This is a genomic window from Vibrio sp. CB1-5 (genome assembly GCF_059412285.1).
The window spans coordinates 1-11862 of record NZ_JBJHPB010000033.1; the positions used below are offsets into that span (position 1 = coordinate 1).

Consider the following 11862-nt stretch of genomic DNA (forward strand, 5'->3'; position numbering starts at 1 on the left):
TCCTTGGTCCTTGGTCCTTGGTCCTTGGTCCTTGGTCCTTGGTCCTTGGTCCTTGCAGAGGCTATTTTTCGCCCTCCTCTAAGTCAAACACTTCCCTAGGACCTAGGACCATCTTTTCCCCAGTACCGCTCTTATCTCCCTTGAATTCCCTTCCTCGCGTCCACATATCCATTCCATAACCAAATTAAAACCAATAAGAGGCAAACGTCGTGACTACTATTGTATCTGTACGTCGTAACAACAAAGTCGTGATCGCGGGTGACGGACAAGTATCCCTAGGCAACACCGTAATGAAAGGCAATGCCCGTAAGGTTCGTAGACTCTACAACAACCAAGTACTCGCAGGTTTTGCTGGCGGGACGGCTGATGCGTTTACTCTGTTTGAGCGTTTTGAAAGCAAGCTGCAAATGCACCAAGGCCACCTAACCAAAGCGGCGGTTGAGCTTGCTAAAGACTGGCGTAGCGACCGTGCACTTCGTAAATTAGAAGCGCTACTGGCGGTAGCGGATGAGACCGCTTCATTGATTATCACAGGTAACGGTGACGTGGTTCAGCCAGAGAACGACCTCATTGCGATTGGCTCAGGTGGTAACTTTGCTCAAGCAGCAGCGACTGCACTACTAGAAAACACTGAATTAGATGCACGAGAGATCGCAGAGAAAGCACTTAAGATTGCTGGCGATATTTGTGTGTTCACCAACCATCACCACACTATTGAAGAACTAGAAAGCGACGCGTGATCCTCGCGTTCCAAAAACCAAATAGTGTCTGATTTTTTGTAAGGAATTGATTATGTCTGAGATGACTCCTCGCGAGATTGTTCATGAGTTAAACCGCCACATCATTGGCCAAGACAACGCTAAACGCTCTGTCGCTATCGCGCTGCGTAACCGCTGGCGCCGCATGCAGCTTGAGGAAAGCTTGCGTGTAGAAGTATCACCAAAGAATATCCTAATGATCGGTCCAACGGGTGTGGGTAAGACCGAGATTGCACGCCGCTTGGCGAAACTGGCTAATGCACCATTTATCAAAGTAGAAGCCACCAAGTTCACCGAAGTTGGCTACGTGGGTAAAGAAGTAGAAACCATCATCCGTGACCTCACCGATGTGGCGATCAAGATGACCCACCAGCAAGCGATGGAAAAAGTGAAATTCCGCGCTGAAGAGCAAGCAGAAGAGCGTATTCTTGATGCCCTACTACCACCAGCACGTGATGCGTGGGGTCAAAACGAGCAGCCAGAGGACACGTCTTCTAACACGCGTCAAATCTTCCGCAAGAAACTGCGCGAAGGCAAGCTCGATGATAAAGAGATCGACATCGAAACAGCCGCGCCTCAAATGGGTGTGGAAATCATGTCACCTCCTGGAATGGAAGAGATGACAAACCAGCTGCAAAGCATGTTCCAAAACCTTGGCGGTGACACCAAGAAAAAGCGCAAGCTAAAAATCAAAGATGCCTTCAAAGCCCTTGTCGAAGAAGAAGCTGCGAAGCTGGTCAATCAAGAAGAGCTAAAAGAGCAAGCAATCTACAACGTTGAAAACAACGGCATCGTGTTTATCGATGAGATCGATAAAATCTGTAAGCGTGGTGAAGCATCAGGCCCTGATGTATCACGCGAAGGTGTACAGCGCGATCTACTGCCACTGATTGAAGGCAGCACCGTTTCAACTAAACACGGCATGGTGAAAACAGATCACATCCTATTTATTACCTCTGGTGCATTTCAAGTGGCTAAGCCATCCGATCTTATCCCAGAGCTACAAGGTCGTCTGCCAATTCGTGTAGAGCTAGAAGCACTAAGCAGCGATGACTTTAAACGCATCCTAACCGAGCCAAAAGCCTCACTGACAGAGCAGTACATCGCGCTGATGAAAACGGAAGAAGTCGATGTTGAATTTACCACCGATGGCATCCAACAGATCGCGGATGCAGCGTGGACAGTGAACGAAACAACCGAGAACATCGGTGCACGCCGCCTTCACACTGTGATGGAGCGTCTAATGGATGAAATCTCTTTTGAAGCGACTGACAAGCCAGGCTCTAAACTGGTGATTGACTCAGGCTATGTGAAATCGAAGTTGGGTGAGTTTGTTGAAGATGAGGACTTGAGTCGCTTTATTCTTTAATTTGATACCGACATGATCTAGAACGGCGCTCTTCTCGAGCGCCGTTCGCTTATTAAAAGGAAGACGATTAATTCGACTTACCAACCTCTCCACTTACCAACCTCTCCACTTACCAACCTCTCCACTTACCAACCTCTCCACTTATCATCATCCCAAAATTTCCGTCATCTCCAAAGTTTCCGTCATCTCCAAAGTTTCCGTCATCTCCTTGAAAAAGGAGATCTCACTCCACGCATACCAAACCTCACAGTGAACACCTAGTACCCCCACCCTCACTCTAGAACACGTTACTCACAAGTCACAGTATGCTTGGTCATTCGCTTCAGAAGATCTTCACTTTCGTGAGGATGACGTCATTCTGCCGTGATAATAATTATCCCTGCTCTCGTCCTTTGTTCACTTCCTATCATGTGTTTACTCACCGCAATCTACACTCTCGCGGCCTCCACACTCACCGTCACCTCCACACTCACCGTCACCTCCACACTCACCGTCATCTCCGCACTCACCGTCACCTCCACACTCACCGTCATCTCCGCACTCACCGTCATCTCCTTGAAAAAGGAGATCTCACTCCACGCATACCAAACCTCACAGTGAACACCTAGTGCCCCCACCCTCACTCTAGAACACGTTACTCACAAGTCACAGCACGCTTGGTCACTCGCTCTGGAAGATCTCCACTTTCGTGAAGATGACGTAGCTTTTGGTGATGAAGTTCTTTGAGAATAAAAATCTCTGATAACAATATTCTCGATTGAAAGTCGACAATAACAATCACCACAGATCTGTCGTCAAATCGCGCCAGTAAGGATTATGACTCGTTACTAACTCATTTTTCCAGGCACGATTCCAGTGCTTAAGTTGCTTTTCACGAGCAATAGCTTCTTCCATGCAATCAAACAACTCGTAATGCACCAACTGACTAACATTGTATTTCTTTACAAATCCACCAGTCACACCATGTCTATGTTTCCACATGCGTTGTTGTAAGTTGGACGTGACTCCAATATAAATAACGCCCCGTCCCTTTGAGGCTGTAATGTATACACATGGCTGTTTTGTCATATCTAGTCCCTTTTAATATGATTTACTAGGATTCAAACAAAGTCATGCTATACGTTTGCTATAACTCGATTTTCAGCGCACTTCACACAACCTTCAATATCATACTAATCCCATACTAAAACCATATTCAGTGTACGTATTTAGCCACTTCCCATTTTGCCGTATACTTACTTTAAACAGTTAATTCGTAGCATAATCATGACTTCTTCTTTTCGTATATGGCTCGATGCCGCAAGACCTAAAACACTGCCACTGGCGCTGGTTTCTATCATTACTGGCAGTGCGCTCGCGTTTTCCAAAGGCGAGATGTCATGGAGTGTGGCTTTGCTTGCACTGCTAACAGCGACCCTGCTACAAATCTTATCCAATCTTGCCAATGACTACGGCGATGCCGTCAAAGGCACTGACAATGAAAACCGGCTGGGCCCAATACGCGCCATTCAGTCGGGAGAAGTCACGCAGCTAGAAATGAAAAAAGCTATCATTCTGAATGTGGTACTGACGGTCGCTTCAGGATTGTTTTTGGTGCTGTACGCCCTTGAATCGCTGCAAAATATCCTCGCCTTTATCGGTCTTGGCGTACTTGCAATCGCAGCCGCTATCGCCTACACCGTTGGCAACAAACCTTACGGCTATGTAGGACTTGGTGACATCTCAGTGTTTATCTTCTTTGGTTTGCTTGGTGTCTCTGGAACTTATTTCCTTCATACCGGCCACTTAGACACGCTGCTATTTTTGCCAGCCATTGGTTGTGGCTTACTCGCCGTTGCAGTGCTTAACGTCAACAACATGCGTGACATAGAAAACGACAGCGCTTGCGGCAAACGTACCGTTGCAGTACGTCTTGGTGAGCGCAAGGCCAAGTTGTATCACTTTGCCCTACTCGCTGTCGCTGTGAGCGCATTTGCGATGTATCTGTCAGTACAGCAGTCACCACTTGGGATAAGTCTGCCTTTTGTACTGAGTCTAGTGGTGGTCATCAAACACGGTACTGCTGTATGGCAAACCACACAGCCAGCACAGATCGCCCCAATGATGCCTATTGTGGTTAAGTGCTCATTAATCACCAACATCTTGTTTTCAGGTGTGGTTATAGCTCAAACTCTGATCACTTAATTGAGCCTTGTCATTGCATTGACCTATTCAACCGATATACTCGATCTATCCCTTTTGAAAACTGCATAGAAGAGCCGCCATGGAATACAGTACTTCAGCCCTATGTGATATCTACCTAGATCAAGTAGATGTTGTCGAGCCAATGTTTAGCAATTTTGGCGGCAGAGCCTCATTTGCAGGTCAAGTGACCTCCGTAAAATGCTTTGAAGATAACGGTGTGATCCGCGACATTTTAGAGCAAGACGGCGTGGGTCGCGTGCTATTGATTGATGGCGGTGGGTCACTACGCAAGGCTCTTATCGATGCGGAAATCGCCCAGTTGGCAGAAGACAATGAATGGGAAGGCATTATTGTCTACGGCTGCATTCGTGAAGTCGACGAGCTCGAGGACATGAACTTAGGCATTCAAGCGCTGGCTTCGATTCCTGTTGGTGCCGCGCAATCAGATGTTGGGGAAGTGGATGTACCGGTCAACTTTGGCGGCGTCACCTTTTTGCCTGAAGACTATGTGTATGCTGACAACACAGGAATCATCTTGTCACAAGAACCACTCGATGTGAGTTTTGATGACGAAGAGGCTGAAGAAACCGAAGAGTGATTGTTGAAGGTATCGCCTATTGAAGGTACCACCTAAGGTAATCGTCGTCCTCGTTTTACCGTCATCCCCTTGGTTTTACCGTCATCCCCTTGAAAAAGGGGATCTTTCCCAGCGAGTGACTCGCACAATTTGAGCACATTATTCGCCGGCAAAGATCCTCACTTTCGTGAGGATGACGCAAGTAATTGAGGATGACGCTGGTAACGTGAATAACTGTGGTCGCTAAAAAGTAATGTACTTCACTTAATCATTACCAAACAAGTCACGCGTATAAACTTTATCCGCAACATCTTCTAACTCTGGCAACATGCGGTTAGAGATAATCAAGTCAGCTTCTTGCTTAAAGGCATCCACATCTTGGATAACGCGCGAATGGAAGAATTGCTCTTCTTTGAGTACAGGTTCATACACAATGACCTCAATACCTTTCGCTTTCAAACGCTTCATAATGCCCTGAATGCTCGATGCGCGGAAATTATCCGAACCCGACTTCATGATCAAACGATACACACCCACCACCTTAGGGTTGCGCTTCATAATCGACTCGGCAATAAAGTCCTTACGCGTGCGATTCGCATCCACGATGGCGCCGATAATATTGTTCGGCACTTCTTGATAGTTCGCCAAAAGCTGCTTGGTGTCTTTCGGTAGACAGTAACCGCCATAACCAAATGATGGGTTGCAGTAGTGACCACCAATGCGAGGGTCTAGCGCTACACCTCCAATGATTTGACGAGTATCCAGACCCAACGCTTCAGCATAAGAGTCTAACTCGTTAAAATACGCCACACGCATCGCTAAATAGGTATTAGAGAACAGCTTCACCGCTTCCGCTTCAGTCGAGTCCGTATACAGTACATCGATGTTTTCTTTCTGCGCGCCCTCTAACAACAAGTCACCAAACACCTTCGCACGCTCACTGCGCTCACCGATAATGATGCGAGAGGGATTAAGGTTGTCATACAGAGCACTGCCTTCACGCAAAAACTCAGGAGAGAAGAACACATTCTCCGTGCCAAGCTCTTCACGAACTCGAACCGTGTAGCCCACTGGAATGGTTGATTTGATGACGATCACCGCATCTGGATTCACCGCAATCACATCTTTAATCACTGCCTCAACAGAGCCTGTATTGAAGTAATTGGTCTGCGGGTCATAGTCTGTCGGCGTTGCCACAATCACGTAGTCAGCACCACGATACGCCAGCTCTTTGTCCAGCGTCGCAGTGAAGTTGAGATCATCACGCTTTAGAAACGCCTCAATTTCGCTATCGACAATCGGCGATTGCCCATTGCACAGCATCTCGACTTTTTCTGCATTAATATCAACCGCCACTACCTCATGGTTCTGAGCCAGCAACATCGCATTCGATAGGCCTACATAGCCCGTTCCAGCAACTGCAATTTTCATAGTTCTGTCTTTTAATTTGTTTGTGATTTGTTGACGTTAGCTTGAGTCCAAACTAAGTCACCAATGCCATCAGTCGGCACAAAGCCCGTTGGCGCCTGTAACATGAGTTCACGCAACGCTTGTTGGTCATAATCTAGTGCCGCTTGCTGCAGATCGTCAAGTAACTGATTGTATTCTGCTTGCTCCATCGACACCTCTTGGGCAGTCATGATTCGATCGTGAGAGGTTTTAGAGACACTGTCTCCAATAAGTAACTCTTCAAATAGCTTCTCACCAGGCCTTAAACCCGTATACAGGATTTCGATATCACCATCTGGGTTATGATCATCTTTCACTTCTAGCCCCGACAGGTGAATTAGGTTCTTAGCCAGATCTGAAATTCGAACTGGCTCTCCCATATCAAGCACAAACACATCACCGCCCTTTGCCATAGCACCAGCTTGAATCACCAGTTGCGCCGCCTCAGGAATAGTCATGAAGTAACGAATAATATCTTTATGCGTAACCGTTACCGGTCCACCCTTCGCAATCTGTGCCTTAAACAAAGGGATAACAGAACCCGAAGAGCCTAATACGTTACCAAAACGCACCATAGAGAACAGGGTTTGATGATCGCTTTGGTAGCCTTTCGCGAGCGCTTGTAAACCGAGCTCAGCAAGACGCTTTGTTGTCCCCATCACATTGGTTGGTCGCACCGCTTTGTCGGTAGAAATGAGCACAAAAGATGACACGCCGGCTTCTATCGCAGCACATGCGGCTCGGTACGTACCAAACACGTTGTTTTGAATGCCTTCAGCAACATTATACTCCACTAAAGGAACGTGCTTGTAGGCCGCAGCATGATAAACCGTCTCGACCCTAAAGCTCCTCATGGTACTGACAAGCCTTTGTTGGTTTTGGACGTTGCCCATGATTGGAACAATCTCAATATCTTGCGCGGATTGGCGCAGCTCTCTTTCAATGCTGTACAAGGAAAACTCAGAGGCTTCAAATAACACCAGACGACACGGGTTGTATTTGATGATCTGCCGACAAAGCTCTGAGCCAATAGAGCCACCAGCCCCCGTTACCATGACGGTTTTATCTTTGATGTTTTTTTCGAGTAGCTGTTGATTTGGAGTGACTGAATCACGCCCCAACAAATCGTCGATAGCGACTTCTTTCAACTGATCGATTTTTAGATCGCCACTAACGATATCACTCAGATTCGGAATGGTCATTACTTCAATAGGAAAGTCAGAAAATCGCTCTATCATCCGCTTACGCATACTGCGGGAGGCATTAGGTACCGCTAAAAACACTTTTTCAACAGAGTACTTTTCAACTATGCGTGCAATATACTTTGGTCGATAAACAGTGACACCCTGTATCGTCGTCTTATGCTTTTTCAGATTATCATCGATAAAAGCGACAGCACGATACTCTTCACTCTGTAATACAACTTGATACAGTTGTCTGCCCGCCTTTCCGGCTCCGTAGATCAGTACTGGCGTACGACCATTACTCAAAAAATCAGAGATCAAAAACCTTACGAAGAGACGCGCACCACCGCTTAACGATACTAAAAAGGTCGCATAAATAACGGGCACCGAGCGAGGCAAAAATATCTGAAAATAATACGAAAAAAGTATGATAGACAGCGCAGACACTGCCGCACCGAAGGCTATTGTCACTACCGCCTGCAACCCCAAATAGCGCAGTACAGCCCGATAGAGGCCAAAATGCGTGAATACGGCTAATGTCACCACGGTGACAGAAACGAAAACATACCAATATTCAACATCTTGCCAGAATACGTCTATTGCTCCCATCCGAGAGTAAAAGGCAGCCCAGAATGAAACAAATATGAAGGCAGTATCAAAAAACAAACTAACTGCTCTTTTACCCGCTCTAGGCATGGTCCAAATTGGATTAAGAGAAAACACTATTACCTCTAGTCAATACGGTACTTGATCAAGATTTCGAAACACGGTCACCCGTACCCTTACCTGTTGCTGTCGCTATGATGTAATTAAAATATCGACCAACAGTAAGGCTATCGAGCATTTTCCGGTCGGTCTTTGCAAGAAGTTCAGGTGTAGACATATCAATATTACTCACCTGAGCCAACCCAGTAACACCAGGCAACGCGTCGTATACATTCAACTTATCACGCTCTTCAATCAGTTCTGCCTGATTAAATAAATTAGGCCGAGGCCCAACGAGGCTCATTTCGCCTTTAACGACATTAATAAGCTGTGGTAGCTCATCAATTTTAGTTTTACGCAAAAATGCACCAAAATTAGTAATTGAACTGCGACTAGCAAGGTGGCTCGCAACTGATGCCGTGTCTACTGACATAGTTCGGAACTTGATCAATTTAAAAGGTCGCTTACCTCGACCGACTCGCTCTTGAATAAAGATAGGCGACCCTGTATCAAAATAACCAACAAGTGTCACAACCAACAAAATGGGTAGTGTCAAAACCAGACCAACAACAGATAAAACCAAATCGATAATACGTAACATTTATAACTCTTCTTTTTGATTGCAAGAAAGACCTTGTTGCATTGTATATGGGGGAGCCCAGCCAAGTTTCTCAAATGTCTCGTCGACTTCCAAAACTAGATCACCCAGCAACTGCTCAGCCATGGCACGCTTACCTAACAGGTCCGCTCCCCAGTACATTAATGATGTAGGTACCGGCAATTGCCAACAAGACTTCCCCTGCGCCAGAGCAATTTGACGAACCAATTCTCTTGTAGAAACTGGATCACGCTCCGCAACTAACCACGCTTTACCTGCCGCTTCTGGCAAATAACAGCAACGATAGAGAAAGTCCGCTAAATTTGAGCAAGAAATGATACTGCGTCTATTTTTTACAAGCCCAAAAGGCAACAAAGGAAACAATTTCACAAGCTTAGCAAGAGCACCAAAGTTTCCTGGTGCTTCGCTACCATAAACCAGAGGAGGTCTTACAATGACCACATCCATCTCACATTGCTCTTGCAACTCTAAAAGAGCCTGTTCCGCAAGCCACTTAGATTTGGCATAGTCATTATGTGGGGCAGCTGACGAGTGATTGGTTAATCCTTTACTATCAGTACCATTTCCAAGCACACCAACCGTACTGACAAACACGAAACGCTTCACTCCTGCAGAGGCGGCACTTCTCGCCAAGTGCATTGTGCCTTTATAATTGATCTCATAAAAGTCATCAACTGATGAGCCTTTATTGTGCGCGACTCCCGCTAAGTGAATCACGGCATCACAATGATCAAAGGCACCGCTCCAGCTTGTTTGAGCATCGATGCTTTCAACCGCAAAGGTGTCGTCTTGCCCATCTTGGGAACGGCGTGATACACAACGGTACTCAGCCAGCCCTTGCTTGCGTATTTCTTTGCCGATAAACCCAGTTGCACCCGTCAATAAAATCGTCATTCGCACGCCTTTTGATAAAAACTAAACGTCTTTTTAAGCATCGACTCGAGCGTAAACCTTTTATTGTAAGCCTCTAGCCCCCTCTTACCGTGTTCTGCAAGGAGTTCCGGGTGCTGACTATAGAGCTCAAATGCTTGCGCTAGCTTCGCTGCTCTATCTTCTACCGGAATGATTACCCCTGTAACATCAGTCTCAACCAACTCACGAACTCCACCTACATCACTTGCAATAACAGGCAAGCCTGCAGACATTGCTTCTATTATTGTCAAAGGTAGGCCTTCCCAATTCGAGATCAAAATAAAGCCATGACTCTTCGACAAAACATCTCTCACTTGAGTGGGTTCCAAATAGCCATGAAATCGGACTTTACTCTCAACACCCAATGAGCAAGCCAAGGTTTTACAGGCCTCCAAACTAGGTCCGCTTCCGACAAAATCAATACTGATACGGTGTGAGTCACTCATTGCCAAAGCTTCAAGCAGGATACTCTGACATTTCGGCTCATCGAATCGAGCTACCATCGCAAATCTCAACATCTCTTGATCACCAATAGCGAAATTCGTCGTTGAGCTTGTATATGAAGCTGGTGCAACACCATTCTGGATCGCAACCATTTTATCCATGTTGGCAAAATGGTACTTCTTGGCCAACGCCCTATCTTGTTTAGAGACAGTAATTACATGGGTAGGTAACCACGACATTAACCACTCAATCGTAAGGTATAAGGTTCTACGAGCTTTGGGGATTCCATTGGTAAACGGCCAACCATGAATGGTGAAGACCCGAGGAACCCTCAAGCCGATGCTAGCCAAACGACCGACCAAACCAGCCTTGGCTGAATGCAAATGAACGAGTTCAGGTGAGACAGTTTTTATTAACGCCCGTATTTCACGAATCGCTTTAATGTCAGAGCACAAATCAAGTTCACGCTGCAGGTAAGAAAGGCAATGCACTTGACATGGCTCATTGTCTTGGAGGTATCGACTAAATTCACCTTCACCACCAAGAGCGACATGAACCTCATAGCCCTGCACTTTAGCGTAACGAATGAGATCGATAAGATGAATGCTCGCCCCCCCTACAACATCGGAGCGAGTAATAATATAAAGTAGAGATTTCTTTGTCATAGCCTAACGCACGTTCATCACTTGATAAGTCGGTTAATGATACCTAGAAAGTCAATTTCTAAAAGGATTTCTTCCCATGTGAATTTTTTCGCTTTCTCCAAGCTAATTATTGCATTGGGGTTGTTAATAAGCGATTGAAAAGTTCTCTTATCTAACGAGCTAATAGTAGCGAAGTCATAGCCATAACGCCTGCTATGTTCGTTTATCCACTCATACTGATTGGAAATAACAGGAAGCCCAGCAACCAAGTATTCAATAACTTTTGTTGATGTTTGCCGAGTCAATGGGTATTCGTCAGGCATAATATTTAGCCCCGCTTTAGACTTAGACAGGTAATGTAGGACTTGGTCTCTATCAAGCATGCCAAGAAAGGTTACTCCCTCCATCTGACTCAGCAATAATTCATCGTCAGAGTTAGTACGCCCAGCAACTACGATAGAGAAACCTTGGCGTGCTAAATCGGAAATGGCGGGCACCACATTCTTTCGTTGACTTATTGCTCCGAAATAACAAATATCAAACTCCTTTTCACAGCTTATGGAGCGTAATGATAATACCGTATCGCTTGCCCCCATATCACGATAAAAACGAGGGACCTGACGACTGAAGTAATACTCTCCTTCAACAAAGACATTTAAAAATGAATAATATTTAGGTTTAGAACCTAAGATTGATTTCAATATATTTTTAATCGTAGCAAATCGGCCGACACTTGCTGTATGATACTCATGAAGCTCAGGCACGCCTTTTCTAATTTCACCACTCAAGACACCACCAAAGCGATAATATAATCGAGCAGTCACTTCTTTTGCTTGCTCTTCACTCTCAACTATTATAGTTGACACTCCTCGCTTCTCAAGAAACGCACTATAAGCATCTCCTTCAGGTATAAAGGCTCTCGCTGTCTTAACAAAACATACATCATAAATCATTGTCAAACCTCACTAAACCCCACTACCCACAATTAAAACGTCACAGCAACCAAGAAGCTCAAGA

11 protein-coding genes are annotated in these 11862 nt (G+C 45.7%); 4 read left to right on the forward strand and 7 right to left on the reverse strand.

Going from position 1 to position 11862, the window contains the following annotated elements; genetic code table 11:
- Positions 1-209 precede the first annotated feature (209 nt).
- On the forward strand, positions 210-740 hold the full coding sequence (hslV, locus tag ACJB0T_RS18915; protein ID WP_112461351.1) for an ATP-dependent protease subunit HslV: 531 nt from the start codon (positions 210-212) through the stop codon (positions 738-740).
- 52 nt (positions 741-792) lie between these two features.
- A complete protein-coding gene (gene hslU / locus ACJB0T_RS18920) occupies positions 793-2127 on the forward strand; it encodes an ATP-dependent protease ATPase subunit HslU (RefSeq protein ID WP_479291760.1) in 1335 nt (444 codons plus the stop codon).
- A gap of 777 nt (positions 2128-2904) precedes the next feature.
- Here the strand turns inward: hslU and ACJB0T_RS18925 are convergent.
- Entirely contained in the window at positions 2905-3195 is a 291-nt protein-coding gene (locus ACJB0T_RS18925; protein ID WP_479291761.1) for a GIY-YIG nuclease family protein, read from the reverse strand.
- A gap of 198 nt (positions 3196-3393) precedes the next feature.
- Here ACJB0T_RS18925 and ACJB0T_RS18930 point away from each other — a divergent pair, with 198 nt between their 5' ends.
- Both ACJB0T_RS18930 and rraA read left to right on the forward strand, forming a co-directional pair.
- On the forward strand, positions 3394-4311 hold the full coding sequence (locus ACJB0T_RS18930) for a 1,4-dihydroxy-2-naphthoate polyprenyltransferase (protein WP_479291763.1): 918 nt from the start codon (positions 3394-3396) through the stop codon (positions 4309-4311).
- Positions 4312-4390: 79 nt separating this feature from the next.
- Complete coding sequence (rraA, locus tag ACJB0T_RS18935) at positions 4391-4909, forward strand: ribonuclease E activity regulator RraA (protein WP_042502676.1); 519 nt, start codon at positions 4391-4393, stop codon at positions 4907-4909.
- Between the two features lie 243 nt (positions 4910-5152).
- On the opposite strand, the gene ACJB0T_RS18940 is transcribed toward rraA, so the two are convergent.
- From ACJB0T_RS18940 to ACJB0T_RS18965, 6 genes are read right to left on the reverse strand one after another with little or no spacing between them, the layout of a single operon-like run.
- Complete coding sequence (locus tag ACJB0T_RS18940; protein ID WP_479291765.1) at positions 5153-6319, reverse strand: nucleotide sugar dehydrogenase; 1167 nt, start codon at positions 6317-6319, stop codon at positions 5153-5155.
- An 11-nt stretch (positions 6320-6330) separates the two neighbouring features.
- Positions 6331-8244: a polysaccharide biosynthesis protein gene (locus ACJB0T_RS18945; RefSeq protein ID WP_479291767.1), complete on the reverse strand. Its 1914-nt coding sequence runs from the start codon at positions 8242-8244 to the stop codon at positions 6331-6333.
- A gap of 28 nt (positions 8245-8272) precedes the next feature.
- A complete protein-coding gene (locus ACJB0T_RS18950) occupies positions 8273-8827 on the reverse strand; it encodes a sugar transferase (RefSeq protein WP_479291769.1) in 555 nt (184 codons plus the stop codon).
- A complete protein-coding gene (locus ACJB0T_RS18955) occupies positions 8828-9739 on the reverse strand; it encodes an NAD-dependent epimerase/dehydratase family protein (RefSeq protein WP_479291771.1) in 912 nt (303 codons plus the stop codon).
- Positions 9736-10866 carry a glycosyltransferase family 4 protein gene (locus tag ACJB0T_RS18960; RefSeq protein WP_479291773.1) on the reverse strand — a complete coding sequence of 377 codons (1131 nt, stop codon included), beginning with the start codon at positions 10864-10866 and terminating at the stop codon, positions 9736-9738. The genes ACJB0T_RS18955 and ACJB0T_RS18960 overlap by 4 nt, the downstream gene beginning before the upstream one ends.
- Positions 10867-10883: 17 nt before the next feature.
- Positions 10884-11798, reverse strand: a complete 915-nt coding sequence (locus ACJB0T_RS18965) for a glycosyltransferase (protein WP_479291774.1) — start codon at positions 11796-11798, stop codon at positions 10884-10886.
- Positions 11799-11862: the final 64 nt, after the last annotated feature.